The sequence below is a fragment of the Parvularcula lutaonensis genome, assembly GCF_014651915.1.
In the GTDB taxonomy this organism is placed as follows: Bacteria; Pseudomonadota; Alphaproteobacteria; order Caulobacterales; family Parvularculaceae; genus Parvularcula; species Parvularcula lutaonensis.
Window position 1 is genome coordinate 471814 of record NZ_BMXU01000002.1, and the last position, 15246, is coordinate 487059.

Below are 15246 nucleotides of genomic sequence, written 5' to 3' on the forward strand. Positions count from 1 at the left end.
CTGCTTATTTTCTAGGGGCTTGCAAGGTCAAATCTCGCATTGAGGCAGCCGGGTCGTTATCTGAGACACCAACAGGAGAGCCGTCATGCGCGACAAACTCAACCTTCCCGAGGAGCTCCTGCTCCTGATCCTCGATGATGACACAGGGCGCGAGCGGGCCTCCCTCGTCAGCTATCTGTCCGCAGGCGCGGCATTGGCCGAGTTCGCACTCGAGGAGCGCGTGGCCGTCACTGGCGAGGACCGAAAGCAGCGCTATGAGCTGGTCGATCCATCGCGCCCGGACCATCCCTACCTCGCGGCAGTTCTCGACGTGATGAATGACCGCGGTTTTTCCAAGAGCCCGCAAAGCCTCGTTTCTGCGGTTGGCGGAAAAGGAAGGCTCCTCGAACACCTCCGCAGCGCATTGGTGGACAAGGGGATCCTCCGCCGCGAGAGGAAGAAGGCGCTCGGCCTCTTCTCGTACACTGTCTATCCGCTTGCGGATCGCGCAGCGGAGGAGGCGGTGAAGGCCCGCATCAAGATGACGATCACGAGCGAGGGCGAAGTCTCGCCACGCGATGCTGTCCTCATCACGCTGGTGAAACATGCAGGGATCCTCCACCGCACCTTCGGCAGGGACCTGATCGGGGAGCGCAAGCGGCGGATCAAGGAAATCACCCAAGGCGAGCACCTCGCCACGTCCGCGACCCATGCCGCGATCGCCGCAGTTCAGGCCGCACTCATCGCCGCGACCACCGCCAGCACCGTAGCGGCGACGTCCGGCTAGGTCCCGCGGCTGTCGCCGAAGAGGCGGATGTGCTGGCGGTCTGTGAGGTTGAAGCCGCGCCGAAGCGTGGCCCGGGTGATCTTCCGCAATGAATTGTTCAGCGCACGGGCATTCCGGCCCTCGGGCATGATCCAGACCCGCCGGGAGTCGATGCCGCGCGTCGCCTGGCTGACCCTGATGATATCGGTCTGGCGCTTGGCGACGAACTTGAACTGCGCGTTTTCGATGTCGCGAAAGTTCTCGATCCCGAGGGACAGGACTTCCGGATCATTGCCGGAGTGCTTCAGCTTAGGCGACACCATGAAGAGGTCGGCGCTCTCGATAAGATCCGGGTGCGGAGCGAACGTGCCATTGGTCTCGATCTCGACGGAGAGGTCAGCCCGCGTGCCCTTGATCGCCCGGGCGAGGGCGAGGACCTGCTGTGGCTGCATTAGCGGCTCGCCGCCAGTGATGACGACACCGGGAGCGTTGAAAGCGATGATCCGCTCCAGCGCCTCGGGCAGGTCGAGCCTTGTCATCTCCTTGGCAGGCGAGAACTTCACGCCGTCCGTGTGGCGGTAGTCCGTACCCTGCCAGTTCCATGTGTAAGGCGTATCGCACCAGCGGCAGTGGAGGTTGCAGCCTGAAAGCCTGATGAAGGTCCGCACGCGGCCAGCCATCGGCCCTTCGCCCTGGAACGAGCGGAAGATCTCCGGTCCGCCGAGGTCGTCGACGGCGAGCTTGAGATCAGCTACAGCAGTCATTGCCGAGCTGGATAGGCGGGCATTTCACGTCACCATAGCTGCAGTATACGCAGCAGTCCCCCGGCAAAGGCTTGAGGACTTCCCCGCAGCCTTTGCAGTCATAGAAATATTGGCAGGCGTCCGTCGGCATCTCGTCCTTCGAGGCATGGCCACAGAGGGGGCATGTGATGGTGGAATGTGTTTCGAAGGTGCTCATCGTCCTGATGCCCAACGCAGAAGCTGTCCCTCATAGTTCGGAAGGATGAGGCTTGTTGCAAGAAGCAGCGCGATGACGAAGACGGCTGCAACGAGCCAGGGACGAAGCGGCTGTTTCGATGCCGCCGCGAAGGCCAGCGCTGAGACACCGAAGATGACCCCGGCACCGAGGAACCATTCCTGGTAGCGCGCAAACAGGGCGAGGTGTCCGACCACTGCGCTCGAAAGCCCCAAATTGACCAGCAGAACCGGCAGGAAGCAGCACGATGACCCGATCACAGCTCCCAGGCCGGCGAGGATGCCGCCGCCAGCGGTTATCCTGCCGGTTCGGGACGCCCGCATAGGCAATTGGCCGCACGCCATCAGCGATAGGGTGCATCCATCTCGATGTTGCGGGCAATTTCCCGCTCCCAGCGGTCGCCATTCGCGAGCAGCTTTTCCTTGTTGTAGAAGAGCTCTTCGCGGGTCTCGGTGGCGAATTCGAGGTTCGGGCCTTCGACGATCGCGTCGACCGGGCAGCTTTCCTGGCAGTAGCCGCAATAGATGCACTTGGTCATGTCGATGTCGTAGCGCGTCGTGCGGCGGCTGCCGTCTTCGCGCGGCTCGGCGTCGATGGTGATGGCCTGGGCCGGGCAGACAGCCTCGCAGAGCTTGCAGGCGATGCAGCGCTCTTCGCCGTTCGGGTAGCGGCGCAGGGCGTGCTCGCCGCGGAAGCGCGGGCTGATCGCACCGCGCTCGAAGGGATAGTTCACCGTGAACTTCGGCCGGAAATAGTATTTCAGGCCGAGCCAGAAGGCACCGAGAAAGTCGGTGAGAAGAGCGCCTTTCAGCGCTTGGGCGACGCGGCTCATGACGTTCTCCAGCCGTGGAACCAGTCGGCGAGGCCCGGGAAGGCGAGCAGCACGCCGGCGACAAGGACGAGATACGCGATCGATGTCGGCAGGAAGATCTTCCAGCCGATCCGCATCAGCTGGTCATAGCGGTACCGGGGCACAATCGCCTTCACCATCGCGAACAGGAAGAAGATAAAGACCACCTTGATGGCGAACCAGAACGGTCCGAGCCATGCGGCATCGAGGCCCAGGAAGCTACCGAAGGGCGAGAGCCAGCCGCCCATGAACAGGATGACCGTCATCGAGCACATCAGGACGATGTTCATGTACTCGCCGATCATGAAGAGGAGATACGGCGTCGAGCTGTATTCCACCTGGTATCCGGCCACGAGCTCCGATTCGGCCTCGGGAAGGTCGAAGGGCGGGCGGTTCGTCTCGGCGAGGGCCGAGATGAAGAACATCACGAATAGCGGGAACAGCGGCAGCCAATTCCAGGTCAGGAACCCGCCGGGGCGGTCTTGCGCCATGACGATCTCGGACAGGTTCATCGAACCCACGAGCAGCAGGACGGAGATTATGATGAAGCCGAGGGAGACCTCGTAGCTGACCATCTGCGCTGCCGAGCGCAGGGCGCCGAGGAAGGGGTATTTCGAGTTCGAAGCCCAGCCGCCCATGATGATGCCGTAGACACCCAGCGAGCTGACGGCGAACAGATAGAGGATGCCGACATTGATGTCGGAGACCACGAGGCCCGCACCCACCGGGATCACCGCCCAGCTGATGACCGCGAGCACGAAGCTCAGCATCGGCGCGATCAGGAACACCGTCTTGTCCGCCCCGTCGGGGATCACGACCTCCTTGAAGGCGAACTTGAAGAAGTCGGCGAAGGACTGAAGCAGGCCGAACGCCCCTACGACGTTCGGGCCTTTGCGCATCTGGACCGCTGCCCAGACCTTGCGGTCGAACAGCAGGAGGAAGGCGAGGCTGATCAGGATCGCGAGCAGCAGGATCGTCGCTTGGAGAAGCGTCGTTGTGGCGCCTAAGAGCGGATTACCCCAATCGCGGGTCGTGAAGAATTCCATGGCCCGGCGGATAGCGGAGTGCACCGCGGTAGGGAAGATGCCGATGCGCCGCGAGGGCCCATTTTTATCGATCCGATGGCTTCATGGCTTCATCTGCTATAACCTCGCGGTCTTGGGGCTCTGGGGAGGGCAAAGATGCTGAGGTTTTTGCAGGGAATCGGACAGTCCGTCCTGCTTGTCGCAGGCGTGCTGTCCGTGATTTACGCCCTCCGCCCCGACATCCGGCGCTGGGTCGAAACAGAGCTCGTCGCGCGCGACGCGCACTATTATGTCGGAATCGTCGAGTTGCGCCCCGATGGCACCGAGCGCTGGCAGCGAATCCAGTTCTATTCGAACCGGTGGGAGATCGACGATAAGATTTTCGACGAGCGGCTCAGAACCAATGACGATGACGCTTTCGACGTCTTGCGGGCTCTTCCGGGCGAGACGCTGATCGCTGTCCCGGACGACAGCTATGGCCCGATGCCGGGCCGCGCCGCTGCCGAGCCGCTGTCGAAGATCGAAACCCTCGCGCTGCGCAATCAGTGCTTCCAGGTCGATGAAGTCTTCTGCCGCTACCGCATCCGCGATGATCGTGGCGAACTGGCGTTCCGGACCGACCCGAACTGCATCAAGACCGAGCAGGTCGTGTCGGACGCGCCGAACCTTCCGCACAAGATTCCGGTTTGGGTCAAAGCGGTGAGGTTCACCTGTACAGGCCTCTGAGCTTAGGAAGCCCGCCGGGAGGACCTGATGCTTGAACTTCTCGTTGCCGCTGCCGCTGCCCAGGGTTTTGACTGCTCCACCGATCACCCGGCCGCAGCGGCCCGCGCGACGTTCAACCGGGCGATCCGCGAGAAGAAAACCGGCGTCATCAAACGTCTCCTCGATGAGGACGTCGTGCTGGTGACAGGGACCGACAGCGGCGTGATCTCGGGCCGTGACGCCCAGCTCGCCATCTGGCGCGAGGACTTCAAGAATCCGAACAGGATCGTCTTCCAGCGAACGCCGCTCTGCATCGCAGCCTCGAAAGTCGAGCCGATCGCGACAGAAATCGGGAGATGGGTCGGCAGGCCCGAGAGACCTGACGGCAGCGAGGTCGGCGGCGACTACACGGCGAAATGGCGCAAGGTCGATGGCAGGTGGCTCCTCGAAGCGGAAATCTTCACGACCATGCACGAGCGCGAGGCGCTGGCCATCCCCTGAGCGCCCGCATTTGCCCGCTCGGCGAGCAGTGTTAGCGTCAGCGGATTCGGGCAGGGAGGTGGCATATGATCCGCACCGCAACAGTTTCATTCCTGATGGCTATCGCAGCGGCGATGGCTCCGGCCCATGCCGAGGGAGCCACCACCGGTGAGCGTGCCGAGCGGATGCCGATCCTGACCGAGCGCGACAGGGCGGCGCTCGAGGATGCCTGGCTCGAAAGTCGCCTCGACCATCTCGTGCCCTCGCTCATGCGCGAATACGGCATCGACATGTGGGTGCTCGTTGCTCGTGAGTATGACGAAGACCCCGTCGTCGAGACGATGCTGCCTGCGACCTGGCTTTCGGCCCGCAGACGGACGGTTCTCGTTTTCTCCGATAACGGAGAAACCGTCGAGCGCTTCGCCGTTGCGCGTTATCCTGTCGGCACGCTCTTCTCCTCCGCTTGGAATCCCGAGGAGCAGCCCGACCAGTGGCAGCGCCTCGCCGACCTGATCGTGGAGGCCGACCCCGAGACAATCGCGGTGAACACCTCGTCTCTTCATTCCCTTGCGGACGGCATCGCTCATACGCAGTATGAGGAGCTTTCCAAGGCGCTCCCACGCCGCTACCGCCGACGCATGGTAAGCGCGGAAGACCTCGCCCTCGGCTGGCTCGAGACCCGGTCGGCGGCCGAGATGGAAGTCTATCCCGGCATTGTCCGTATCGCCCATGACATCATTGACGAGGCTTTCTCGAGCGCGGTCATCACGCCCGGTGTCACGACTCCTGACGATGTCCGCTGGTGGATGCGGGACAAGGTGACCGAGCTTGGCATGGAGGTCTGGTTCCATCCCTCGGTGCAGATCCAGCGCACCGATCAGTACACGCCGACAGATTCTGGCCAGACCCTTCCCAATGGCGATGTCATCAGGCCCGGGGACCTCCTCTGGGTCGATTTCGGTATCACCTATCTCGGCCTCAACACCGACACGCAACAGCACGCCTATGTCCTGCGACCGGGCGAAACGGAAGCACCCGAAGGTCTCCGCGCAGGGCTCGCCGCCCTGAACAGAACGACGGACCACCTGACCAAGGCTTTCAGGACGGGCCTGACGAGCAATGAAATCCTCGCGCTCGCCCGCAACGCCGCCATCGCGGACGGTCTGCGGCCTTCCTACTATTCCCATGGCATCGGATATCACGGGCATGGCGGCGGTAGCCCCATCGGCTGGTGGGACGATCAGTCCACCGATCACCCCATGGGGCAGCGCCCCCTGCGCCCGCACACCGCATGGTCGATCGAGCTCAACACCACGGTCAGCGTGCCTGAATGGGGCGGGCAGGACGTGGAGTTCCGGGCCGAGGAAGACGCCTATTTCGACGGTGAGCGCGTTCGCTATCTCGATGGACGACAGACGAGGCTGCACCTGATCCCGAGCGAGTGAACGCATCGCGGCTTGACTGATCCTTCCGCAGGGAGACATCCCGGCGATGAGGAGTGCCCTTCTGCAGTTCATCCAGGACCTCCGCGCGAGCTACTGGTTCTTGCCGTCGTTGATGGTTTTTGCGGCTTTCGTGCTGGCCTATGCGACCCATGCCATCGATATCCGTCTCGACCCCTCGATCATGCGCGGCTTCGGCCCTCTTTCCGTTGCCGAGCCGACTGGTGCGCGGGCGATCCTGACGACGATTGCCGGTTCCATCATAGGTGTGGCCGGTGTCACCTTCTCGATCACGATCGCGACGGTGAGCTTCGCCAGCGGGAATTACGGCCCCCGGCTGATCGGCAACTTCATGCGCGACCGTGGCAACCAGGTGACGCTGGGCGTCTTCATCGGAACGTTCGTCTACTGCCTGCTCGTCCTTGGTACTGTTCGCGACGCCAGCGGCGTGGAGGACGGGTATGAGGTCTTCGTTCCCTATCTCTCGCTTCTCGTTACCCTCATGCTGGCGATCCTTTCGATCGCGATGCTGATCTATTTTTTCCACCACGTGCCGGAGTCGATCGACATCCAGCACCTGACCACGGAGATCGGGCGTGAGCTGCGCGAGGATGTCCGCCGTCTGTTCCCCAATGACTATGACGGAGAGGAGCCGGCCCACGGTGTGCCGGAGGCGTTCGACGTCGCCTGCGCTGGGCGCCAGAGACGCCGCGTGACTGCTGGAAAGGATGGCTACATCACGACGATTGCCGTCAGGCAAATCGAAGAGATCGCGGCAGAAAAAGACCTCCTGATCGACCTCCAATACCGGCCGGGAGACTTCATCACCCGTGAGGACGTCCTGATGGACGTTTACACGAATAAGGATGATCCGCTGTCGGAGGATGCACTGGCGCGACTGCAGGGAACCTTCAGCGTTGGGCAGCAGCGGACGCCTGAACAGAACGTCCTGTTCCTGGTGGACACGCTCGTGGAAATTGCGGCGCGGGCTCTCTCGCCAGGCATCAACGATCCCCAAACGGCCATAGCCTGCTTCGACTGGCTTCGCGCCGGCGCCAATGGGTTCGGCAAGAAGGAGAACGAGGACAGTACAAGTCCGCTCCGTGTGCGGATCAGCGAAGTGACCTTTGCGGATTTCATCGACCGGGCCTTCAGGCGCTCACGCCCTTATGCCGCGGCGGACCGCAACGCAGCGCTCCACCTCGTGACAGTCCTGACAGAGATTGCAGCCTTCCTGCCCGAGGGAGAGCGCCGCGATCTCGTCATCAAGGAACTCCGTATGCTGAGAGACGAAACACTCGCCCTCAATCCAAACGCGCGGTGGGCCGGCGAATTCCAGGAGCGGTTCAACGAGGCCGAAGCCGCGCTCGCCTCAGGAGATGCCCGTGAGGCCCTGCGGAACACACCGAACTGGTTCGGAGGGCGGGGCTAGGGGCTTAGGTAGGTTGTGCCCGCGCCCAGACCTCGATCCGGGCATCGTGATCGTCCCTATCCGACTTCTCGATCTGTGCGGCCTGGGTGATGTGCCATTCCTCGGGATCAAGGTCCGGGAAAACGGCGTCGCCATCAGCTTCGGTTTCGACGACCGTCATGTAAATCCGCCCGGTCAGCGGGAGCACCTGCTCATAGATCTCCCCACCGCCGATCACGCAGACCTCGTCCTGTCCGTTCTGTCCGGCGTCAACTTCGGCAATTCTCAAGGCGCGGTCTAAATCGTGGACGACGAGTGCGCCTTCGGCCTCGTAGTCACCTTGCCGGGTGATGACGATATTGGTCCGGTCCTTGAGCGGCTTGCCGATCGATTCAAAAGTCTTCCGCCCCATGATGACCGGCTTTCCGGTGGTCACGCTCTTGAACCAGCGCAGGTCGGACTTCATCGTCCATGGCAGCTTGCCGTCCCTGCCGATCACGCCGTTCCTGGCTTTGGCCACCACGATCGCCACCCTGACCGGGGCGTTGGCGCTTCCCGTGTCGCCGATCATACAGCGATCGGCGCCTTGATCGCCGGATGGGGGTCGTAGCCTTCGACGGTAATGTCCTCGTACTGAAATTCGAGAACGTCCCGCCGCTCAGGGTTCAGCGACAGGGTCGGCAGCGCGCGGGGTTCGCGCGAGAGCTGCAGCTCCGCCTGCTCGATATGGTTCAGGTACAAATGCGCATCGCCCAGTGTGTGCACGAAATCTCCAACCTCTAGATCGGTGGCCTGCGCCATCATATGGGTCAGGAGGGCATAGGAGGCGATGTTGAACGGCACGCCGAGAAAAATATCCGCCGAGCGCTGGTAGAGCTGGCAGCTCAGCCGCCCGTCAGCCACGTAGAACTGGAACAGGCAATGGCAGGGCGGCAGTGCCATGTCGTCGACCAGCGCGGGGTTCCATGCACTGACGATGTGCCTGCGGGAATGAGGGTTCGTGCGGAGCTGCTCCTGCACCTTGGCGATCTGGTCAACCGTACCGCCATCATAGTCAGGCCAGGATCTCCACTGGGCACCATAGACCGGGCCGAGCTCCCCATCCTCGTCGGCCCACTCGTCCCAGATGCTGACGCCCACCTCCTGCAGCGGGCGGACATTGGTCTCCCCGCGGAGGAACCAGAGAAGCTCGTGGATCACCGATTTCCGATGCACCCGCTTCGTCGTGACCAGCGGAAAGCCCTCGCGCAGGTCAAAGCGCATTTGGTGCCCGAACACGGACTTGGTGCCCGTCCCGGTGCGGTCGTCGCGGGTGATCCCGTCCCTCAGGACGCGTTCTAGGAGGTCGTGATAGGCGCGCATGACCCTACCTTAGGCGCTGATTCCCGACAGGTTCGAGACTCAATTATTAACGTCCCCAGCGCGGGCGTGAGGATCCCCTCGTGGATCTTTCGGTGCACCACCTCGCCGCGCATCGGTCATCGATAGGGAATGACGTTGCTCCGGTGGCCGAGAAGGTTTCCCAACCGAATCCGGCCTCTGCGCCCGACCTCCGCTTTGGCAGGCGCCGAAGTCGCTTCGCGCCTTGGATGCGAAGATGAATGGGGCCTTAACGATGGCGACGTGATTTTATACCGTTATGTTCACATTTTTAGACAATTATGACGGGCATGGAAACCAAGCCGCCACTCAGAAGAGTGCCCAGTAAAGGATAGAGACGATGAACGCTCTTTCGCTCACCAGCCCGCTCAGCCAAGCTTTTCTCCGCGCCGCCAGTGTTCAGGCGATCTCCAAAAGCGATATCGCCGAGAGGGTGAGACAGCAGAAGACCGAAGCCGCAACGCGCACGTTCTCGGTGCGGAACAGAAGCTTCGTGCTCCTCGAAGGACGGGTCGATACCGAGATCCAGTTCGCCGAGCGGCTCCTGAAGGCTTTCGAAGCCAATGCCCGCAAGGTGACCTCCTCATCGATTCCGGCCGTTCAACAGAACGCATCAGTCGCTGATGAGCTTGCTGCTCTCGAGGCATTCGCGGCCGACGTCGCCCGGATTGCCAAAGAAGGCACGGTCGATCTCGAGGGCCTTGCGCCTCCTTCGAGCGTTGCAAAAGGGCTGTCTGGCCTTTCGCCCCTGACTGAGACAGTCACCCGCCCGGCCGAAGTGATCTTGATCGAGGCCGAGAAATTTTCCCGGAACACGGCCGGGTCACGTGGCTACAACTGGGAAACCAAGGTCGATGGAACAGGCGTCTTGGCCTCTGAAGTCAAAGGCAATTTCCGATTCGAGCACACCGAAGTCACAAAGACCCATGCCGGTCGCTTGGATTACACGGTCGATTTCGAGGCGGCAGGGACCTACAAGGTCGGAGTGCTGGGTCGCTCGCAGATCGTCGGCGACACCGATAGCAACAGCGTGCATGTCGGCCTCAATGGTGAAGTCTACAGCGGTCGCGGCGGTATCGCGGTCAGCACAACTGCCGAGGCTTGGGGATCCACGGACACCCATTCCGGACAGGAAGTCGCGATCAACATCGATGTTCCTGGCCGCCATACCTTCAATATGTGGGTCCGTGAGGATGGCACGAGTGTCGATGCCATCCGCCTCACTCCAGCCCAAGACACGCAGATCGTTGAGGAAAAGCCGTTGGGTTTTGACCTTTCGGACGTCGAAGCCGTTATCGCTGCTGCCCGCAATCGCCTCACGGCGAAAGCCGAGGCAGGAACCACCGTCGAAAACCGCGGCACCGTCACCGGGATGAACAGCGAAGCGATGGAAGTCCTGATCGAAGCCCAGCGCCGCGGTCTCGACCGTCTTCGGCAGACCGAAGAAGCCCGTCACACGGAATTCGTGACGAACTTTGTCGGCAATCGGGTCGACGAGGTGATGGCCGGAACGTCGCCAGTCTTGGCTCCGGGTTACGGAGTGACCCTTGGCATAGCGTCGCTTTTCACGACGGTCGCGTTCGAACAAACCCTCTAAGAGGGTTCAAATGGCACGGCAAAGACCCTATATCGTCATGGCTGCCTCGGCAGCTATGACGATAAATGGCGTTCGTAATAAGCGGACTGGACCCGGGGGCGGTACCCGGCGGCTCCACCTAAGTCCTCTTCAGTCAAGAGGGTTTTGGCGGGGCCGAAATAGCATCGACAGACGTGTAAAGGTTCGCTTTCGTCCGGATGGTCTCCGTTATTGGACCATTATTATAGTTGCAAACGACAACTACGATGAAGGTTTTGCTCTCGCTGCGTAACGCAGTGCGAAATAAACCGCTTCAAGTCCTAGTTCCTTATCAGATCTAGGCGGGGCCGCCGGGGGCCTGGCAACAGAACCCCGGCATTTTCTCTCTTTGCTGCCTCACGGCGCGCGGCGCCTCCGGCAGGATGGCCTGACTGGCCGGGCTGCGGTCGCGGATTTGGGTTCTCAGCCGCGCTCGAGGGCTCGCTGGACCCCACCTTTGTTTCGGGAAAGTCCAACGCTGCCGCAGGCGGTTTGGTGAGAAGAGAGCGTTCCTATATCCCGTATATGGCCTGAGCTGAGCCCCGTTTAGTCCCTCATTTGAATGGAGAGTCCGCCTCAAAGGAGACGGACATGAGGAAGTCGAGATTCACCGAGGAGCAGATCATTGCGATCCTTGCTGAGCAGGAGCGCGGTGAGACCACCGCGGAGGTTTGCCGTCGGCACGGGATCAGTTCGCCGACCTACTACATCTATGGACGGCTCTCCCGTTGCAAGGGGTGACGGTAAAGTTGGCTGCGTAGATCCGTTGCAAACATCTATCCGGCGTCAGCTGGTCAGAGCCAGAGCGCCCAAATGGGGTATCCGCATGCGCGCGCCTCAACAGGTGGTAGGCCTCAAAGGCCGCGATAATAATCAGGCTCGTCGCGCACCGGTTCGATCCCGGCAGTCCATTTCCTCGTCGTCTTGCAATCAGCGTCTCAGTCTTCAGGCGGCGGCGCGGTAGGGTTCACCACTTCGAAGCACAGCCCAGAGTGAGAACCTGAACGCCATGCGTTCGAGTGAAGGTTCAAACCGTGCGTTCTTGTTGGCGACCGCAACTGTAGCTCGGTTGTAGCCGCGCCGTTCCCGAAGGTCGTTGACCCAGGCATTCAGCTGGTCATTCCTGTTAGGGGCAGTCCGGACGACTGCCCTTGCTCCGTGGACAAGCAGCGTACGGAGGTGCTGACTTCCTCGCTTAGAGATGCTGAGCATCGTCCTCTTGTCACCGCTCGACTGCTGACGTGGCACCAGACCGAGCCAGGCGGCGAGATGCCTTCCGTTCCGAAACTCTTTCCCGTCGCCGATGGCGGCAACGATGGCAGTCGCCGTCTTCGGCCCGACGCCTTTGATCTTCGCAATCCGCTGACAGGTCGCGCTGTTTTTGAAGACGTCATTGATCTTCTTGTCGAAGGAAATGATCCGCCGGTCGAGGTCGCACATCAGGTCCCAAAGTTCGGCGATAGTGTCGCGCGCCATCTCGGATAGCTCATTCGTCCGATCGTTCAGGATCTCGGGAATCATCTTCCTCGCTCGGGTAATCGACTTTCCGAAGGCAAAGCCGCGGTCGAGAAGCAGGCCACGGATCTGACAGACAGTCGCCGTGCGGTGGTTCACGAGCCGCTGCCGTGCGCGGTGCAGCGCTTGGATATCCTGCTGTTCGAGTGTTTTGCGAGGCACCAATGGAATGTGAGGCTGACGCACCGCCGTACAAATCGCCTCGGCATCGTTTCCATCGTTCTTCTGTCCTCTGACAAAGGGCTTCACGTACCGTGGCGCCACGAACCGCACCTTGTGGCCGAGCTCCTCGAACTTGCGCGCCCAGCAAAAGGCACCATTGCAAGCTTCGATTGCGACGGTGCACGGCTCCAAGCCACCCACTACGCCGAGCAGCTGTTCACGCATCACCCGCCGCTTGAAGACCGCTCGGCCGCGCCGATCGGCTCCGTGGAGCTGGAATACGTCCTTCGCGATGTCGATCCCGAGGATATCAATGGTGGTCATAGCTCTCTCCAATCTTTGCCGACGGCCGAATCCTGCCGGGTGGGAGGGAGAGCCGTCCATCCCATTAAGTGGAAAGCGAAGTTCGGGGGCATGGACGTTTCTGACGCCCGCAAGCTGAAGGTGCTCGAGACCGAGAACGCGCGGCTCAAGAAGCTGCTCGCCGAGCAAATGCTGGACAACACGATCCTGAAGGACCTCCTGGGAAAGAACTGACGACGCCGATGATGCGGCGGTCGGCAGCTCTCAAGGCGATGGCGGACTATGACGTCTCGCAGCGCAGGGCGTGCCGGCTGGTCGGTGTCGATCCAAAGACCGTGCGCAGGGAACGGGTGCCGGACAGCCCCGAGGTCCGCACGCGCATGCGTGAGATCGCGACAGAGCGAAGGCGCTTCGGATACCGGCGGATCGGCTTGATGCTGGAGCGGGAGGGCATCTGCATGAACCACAAGAAGCTCAGGCGTCTGTACAAGGAAGAGGGCCTGGCGGTGAAGCGGAGACGAGGCCGCAAGCGAGCCACAGGAACAAGAGAACCGATGCCGATCCCATTGGGCCCAGGTGAGCGTTGGTCCCTCGACTTTCTGGCCGAAACCTTCGGTGATGTCCGCCGGTTCCGTATCCTGGCTGTTATCGACGACTACACCCGCGAGTGCCTGGCCTTGGTGGCAGACACGTCCATCTCGGGGCAGCGCGTGGCGCGGGAACTCGACTCGGTGATCCGGCTCTACGGGAAGCCTCAGACCATAGTCAGCGATAACGGCACGGAGCTGACCAGTCGCGCGATCCTCCGTTGGCAGAGCGATCAAGGTGTCGCCTGGCACTACATCCAGCCGGGCAAGCCGACCCAGAACGCCTTCATTGAGTCATTCAATGGTCGCCTGCGCGATGAGCTTCTCAACGAGGAGGTCTTCGACAGTCTGCGCCATGCCCGAACCATGCTCGCCCGGTGGCGCCACGATTACAACAACGTGCGTCCGCACACCTCTCTTGGCGGGCTCACGCCCGCCGAAGCGCGGCGATCGTCTCGGCTACCTGACGGCCAGCCGATCACCGCGCTCGCCATCAACCCAACCATCAGCTATCACCCCCAAGGACTCTCGAAATGAACGAGGGCGCCTAAGGGCTCAGGTCAGGCCCAACTCCCCGATGATCCCGCTTTTATCCGGCGACTGAAAGAGCACCGCAACAGCTGGCGCTTTGCGAGGCGTCCTTCGAAGATCGAAGTCCCGGGCCCCGGGCAGGAGAGCGTCTGGGACTACCCGCGCCCACCGGAGGTCCGCGATGCCGAAGCCCCGCTGAAGGTTGTCTTCAACGGCGAAGTGGTCGCCAAGACCAAGCGCGGGCTGAAAGTCGTCGAAACCGCAGGTGCTCCCGTCTACCACTTCCCGCCAGACGATGTGCGTACGGAGTTTCTGACGCCTGTGCCCGGCTCCACGTTTTGCGAGTGGAAAGGGGAAGCGCGCTACTTCAACCTTACCGTGGGCGGAAGGACTGCCGAGAAAGCCGTCTACTGCTACCCTGACCCGCTCGACGATCTCGGCCGTGGCTTCGCGCGAATAGCGGGCTGGTATGTCTTCTATGCTGGGGCCATGGACGGGGCCTGGGTCGGTGACGAGAAAGCTGCAACACAGCCTGGCAACTATTATGCAGGCTGGGTCACAAGCTGTATCGCCGGACCCATCAAGGGTATTCCGGGTTCGGAGGGCTGGTAGCTACTCCGCCGCTGCGGCGCGCGGCGTTATATCCCAGAAGTCCCGCGGCTTGCCGATCATGTCGAGAAAGAGGTCGGCATCGGCGCGCATCCGCGCAATCTCTTCAGCCGGGATCAGCGCGGGGTCGCTCCACGCGTCAGGCACGTTCACCTTCTTGCGCACCACCTCTTTCAGGTTCTGTTTCATCCGGCGCGGGATCAGCGGCCTCACCTTGTGCCAGAGCTTGTTGGTGCGGAGTGCATCGAGAAACCCATGCGTGGACGGACGGTCCTGAAGTCGCGTCTCGCGGGTGTTCGTCTTGATGAGGTCGAGCCGCACGGAAGGATCGACGCCGAGAAATTCAAGGCAATCCGCAACCACTTGGTCCCGATCGGCAAGCAGGTCTTCGAGCAGCATGACGTGCAGCTGTTCCCGCGGGAAGAACGCCAGGAAATCCTGCAGCCTTGTATGGTACAAGCTCGTTTCCACAAGAAAGTCTCGTTCACGGATCATCTCATCCATAGGAACGGGGAGCCGAAGGTTACCCACGGACTGGACATAGTGCGAGGTCAGCCGGTCAATCGGGTTCCGGGCGATGAAGACAAGCTTCACATCAGGCAGGTGTCGCGCCATCCGCTCTGCATATTCCCGTGCCCGCTTGCCCTGCGTGTAGCCCGGCGTCCCCTCCATCGCGAGCTGGCCATCTTCGGCGCCGTCGAAAAGCGACGTATACCAATCAATTCCCCAATCGTAGTAGCGATCGAAGAATCGCGCTTCTTTTTCCCGGTACATGAAAATGCCCGGATGCTTCTCCAGTGACTGGCAGAAACTGGTCGTGCCAGCGCGGGGAGAGCCGATAACGATGGCGCCTGGTAAGGTCATGGCAGACCGTTTGCGAAGGTTCGTGAGGAATGTCTAACGGTCCC

General features: G+C 61.6%; 16 protein-coding genes, 1 other RNA gene and 2 pseudogenes. 10 read left to right on the forward strand and 9 right to left on the reverse strand.

What is annotated here, in order from left to right:
- Nucleotides 1-85: 85 nt before the first annotated feature.
- A complete protein-coding gene (locus IE053_RS10620) occupies nucleotides 86-766 on the forward strand; it encodes a GOLPH3/VPS74 family protein (protein WP_189575781.1) in 681 nt (226 codons plus the stop codon).
- On the opposite strand, the gene IE053_RS10625 is transcribed toward IE053_RS10620, so the two are convergent.
- Genes IE053_RS10625 through nuoH form a run of 5 tightly spaced genes read right to left on the reverse strand, consistent with a single transcriptional unit; the run spans nucleotide 763 to nucleotide 3619 of the window.
- Entirely contained in the window at nucleotides 763-1509 is a 747-nt protein-coding gene (locus IE053_RS10625; RefSeq protein WP_189575783.1) for a 7-carboxy-7-deazaguanine synthase QueE, read from the reverse strand. The genes IE053_RS10620 and IE053_RS10625 overlap by 4 nt on opposite strands.
- A complete protein-coding gene (locus IE053_RS14635) occupies nucleotides 1493-1705 on the reverse strand; it encodes a GDCCVxC domain-containing (seleno)protein (protein ID WP_308430436.1) in 213 nt (70 codons plus the stop codon). Before IE053_RS14635 ends, IE053_RS10625 begins: the two co-directional genes overlap by 17 nt.
- Nucleotides 1702-2046: a hypothetical protein gene (locus tag IE053_RS10630; RefSeq protein ID WP_189575784.1), complete on the reverse strand. Its 345-nt coding sequence runs from the start codon at nucleotides 2044-2046 to the stop codon at nucleotides 1702-1704. The genes IE053_RS14635 and IE053_RS10630 overlap by 4 nt, the downstream gene beginning before the upstream one ends.
- Nucleotides 2047-2066: 20 nt before the next feature.
- Nucleotides 2067-2555: an NADH-quinone oxidoreductase subunit NuoI gene (gene nuoI, locus IE053_RS10635; protein WP_189575786.1), complete on the reverse strand. Its 489-nt coding sequence runs from the start codon at nucleotides 2553-2555 to the stop codon at nucleotides 2067-2069.
- Nucleotides 2552-3619, reverse strand: coding sequence for an NADH-quinone oxidoreductase subunit NuoH (gene nuoH / locus IE053_RS10640; RefSeq protein WP_189575789.1), 1068 nt, complete (start codon nucleotides 3617-3619; stop codon nucleotides 2552-2554). The genes nuoI and nuoH overlap by 4 nt, the downstream gene beginning before the upstream one ends.
- A gap of 135 nt (nucleotides 3620-3754) precedes the next feature.
- Between nuoH and IE053_RS10645 the strand changes: the two genes are divergently transcribed.
- The 4 genes from IE053_RS10645 to IE053_RS10660 all read left to right on the forward strand — a co-directional run bounded on the left by IE053_RS10645 (nucleotide 3755) and on the right by IE053_RS10660 (nucleotide 7657).
- The gene (locus tag IE053_RS10645; protein WP_189575791.1) at nucleotides 3755-4324 is read left to right on the forward strand and encodes a hypothetical protein; all 570 of its coding nucleotides are present in this window, start codon (nucleotides 3755-3757) and stop codon (nucleotides 4322-4324) included.
- A 27-nt stretch (nucleotides 4325-4351) separates the two neighbouring features.
- Nucleotides 4352-4804, forward strand: coding sequence for a nuclear transport factor 2 family protein (locus IE053_RS10650; protein ID WP_189575793.1), 453 nt, complete (start codon nucleotides 4352-4354; stop codon nucleotides 4802-4804).
- Nucleotides 4805-4869: 65 nt separating this feature from the next.
- Nucleotides 4870-6228 (forward strand): M24 family metallopeptidase, encoded by a 1359-nt coding sequence (locus IE053_RS10655; protein WP_229786175.1) that lies wholly within the window; start codon nucleotides 4870-4872, stop codon nucleotides 6226-6228.
- A gap of 46 nt (nucleotides 6229-6274) precedes the next feature.
- A complete protein-coding gene (locus IE053_RS10660) occupies nucleotides 6275-7657 on the forward strand; it encodes a DUF2254 domain-containing protein (RefSeq protein WP_189575795.1) in 1383 nt (460 codons plus the stop codon).
- Between the two features lie 4 nt (nucleotides 7658-7661).
- On the opposite strand, the gene IE053_RS10665 is transcribed toward IE053_RS10660, so the two are convergent.
- Nucleotides 7662-8207 (reverse strand): dihydrofolate reductase, encoded by a 546-nt coding sequence (locus IE053_RS10665; RefSeq protein ID WP_189575796.1) that lies wholly within the window; start codon nucleotides 8205-8207, stop codon nucleotides 7662-7664.
- On the reverse strand, nucleotides 8204-8998 hold the full coding sequence (locus IE053_RS10670; protein WP_189575798.1) for a thymidylate synthase: 795 nt from the start codon (nucleotides 8996-8998) through the stop codon (nucleotides 8204-8206). The genes IE053_RS10665 and IE053_RS10670 overlap by 4 nt, the downstream gene beginning before the upstream one ends.
- Nucleotides 8999-9356: 358 nt before the next feature.
- Between IE053_RS10670 and IE053_RS10675 the strand changes: the two genes are divergently transcribed.
- From IE053_RS10675 to IE053_RS10685, 3 genes and pseudogenes are all read left to right on the forward strand, one after another.
- Nucleotides 9357-10613, forward strand: a complete 1257-nt coding sequence (locus tag IE053_RS10675; protein WP_189575800.1) for a hypothetical protein — start codon at nucleotides 9357-9359, stop codon at nucleotides 10611-10613.
- A 1-nt stretch (nucleotide 10614) separates the two neighbouring features.
- Nucleotides 10615-10972: a transfer-messenger RNA gene (gene ssrA, locus IE053_RS10680) on the forward strand.
- 250 nt (nucleotides 10973-11222) lie between these two features.
- Nucleotides 11223-11339, forward strand: a pseudogene (locus IE053_RS10685) (transposase); the annotation flags it as partial.
- A gap of 237 nt (nucleotides 11340-11576) precedes the next feature.
- On the opposite strand, the gene IE053_RS10690 reads toward IE053_RS10685, so the two are convergent.
- Nucleotides 11577-12632, reverse strand: a complete 1056-nt coding sequence (locus IE053_RS10690; protein ID WP_189576941.1) for an IS110 family RNA-guided transposase — start codon at nucleotides 12630-12632, stop codon at nucleotides 11577-11579.
- Between the two features lie 15 nt (nucleotides 12633-12647).
- Between IE053_RS10690 and IE053_RS10695 the strand changes: the two are divergent.
- Nucleotides 12648-13735, forward strand: a pseudogene (locus IE053_RS10695) (IS3 family transposase); the annotation flags it as partial.
- 111 nt (nucleotides 13736-13846) lie between these two features.
- On the forward strand, nucleotides 13847-14341 hold the full coding sequence (locus tag IE053_RS10700) for a DUF427 domain-containing protein (protein ID WP_505856247.1): 495 nt from the start codon (nucleotides 13847-13849) through the stop codon (nucleotides 14339-14341).
- On the opposite strand, the gene IE053_RS10705 is transcribed toward IE053_RS10700, so the two are convergent.
- Nucleotides 14342-15202 (reverse strand): sulfotransferase family protein, encoded by an 861-nt coding sequence (locus IE053_RS10705; RefSeq protein ID WP_189575802.1) that lies wholly within the window; start codon nucleotides 15200-15202, stop codon nucleotides 14342-14344.
- Between the last annotated feature and the right edge of the window lie 44 nt (nucleotides 15203-15246).

Bases quoted from the DNA above. Each gene is read 5' to 3' on its own strand.
- IE053_RS10630 (WP_189575784.1), bottom strand. From the start codon at position 2,046: ATGCGGGCGTCCCGAACCGGCAGGATAACCGCTGGCGGCGGCATCCTC.
- IE053_RS10650 (WP_189575793.1), top strand. From the start codon at position 4,352: ATGCTTGAACTTCTCGTTGCCGCTGCCGCTGCCCAGGGTTTTGACTGC.
- IE053_RS10620 (WP_189575781.1), top strand. From the start codon at position 86: ATGCGCGACAAACTCAACCTTCCCGAGGAGCTCCTGCTCCTGATCCTC.
- IE053_RS10690 (WP_189576941.1), bottom strand. From the start codon at position 12,632: ATGACCACCATTGATATCCTCGGGATCGACATCGCGAAGGACGTATTC.
- IE053_RS10670 (WP_189575798.1), bottom strand. From the start codon at position 8,998: ATGCGCGCCTATCACGACCTCCTAGAACGCGTCCTGAGGGACGGGATC.
- IE053_RS10705 (WP_189575802.1), bottom strand. From the start codon at position 15,202: ATGACCTTACCAGGCGCCATCGTTATCGGCTCTCCCCGCGCTGGCACG.
- IE053_RS14635 (WP_308430436.1), bottom strand. From the start codon at position 1,705: ATGAGCACCTTCGAAACACATTCCACCATCACATGCCCCCTCTGTGGC.
- IE053_RS10625 (WP_189575783.1), bottom strand. From the start codon at position 1,509: ATGACTGCTGTAGCTGATCTCAAGCTCGCCGTCGACGACCTCGGCGGA.
- IE053_RS10660 (WP_189575795.1), top strand. From the start codon at position 6,275: ATGAGGAGTGCCCTTCTGCAGTTCATCCAGGACCTCCGCGCGAGCTAC.
- IE053_RS10645 (WP_189575791.1), top strand. From the start codon at position 3,755: ATGCTGAGGTTTTTGCAGGGAATCGGACAGTCCGTCCTGCTTGTCGCA.
- IE053_RS10655 (WP_229786175.1), top strand. From the start codon at position 4,870: ATGATCCGCACCGCAACAGTTTCATTCCTGATGGCTATCGCAGCGGCG.
- IE053_RS10665 (WP_189575796.1), bottom strand. From the start codon at position 8,207: ATGATCGGCGACACGGGAAGCGCCAACGCCCCGGTCAGGGTGGCGATC.
- nuoH (WP_189575789.1), bottom strand. From the start codon at position 3,619: ATGGAATTCTTCACGACCCGCGATTGGGGTAATCCGCTCTTAGGCGCC.
- nuoI (WP_189575786.1), bottom strand. From the start codon at position 2,555: ATGAGCCGCGTCGCCCAAGCGCTGAAAGGCGCTCTTCTCACCGACTTT.
- IE053_RS10675 (WP_189575800.1), top strand. From the start codon at position 9,357: ATGAACGCTCTTTCGCTCACCAGCCCGCTCAGCCAAGCTTTTCTCCGC.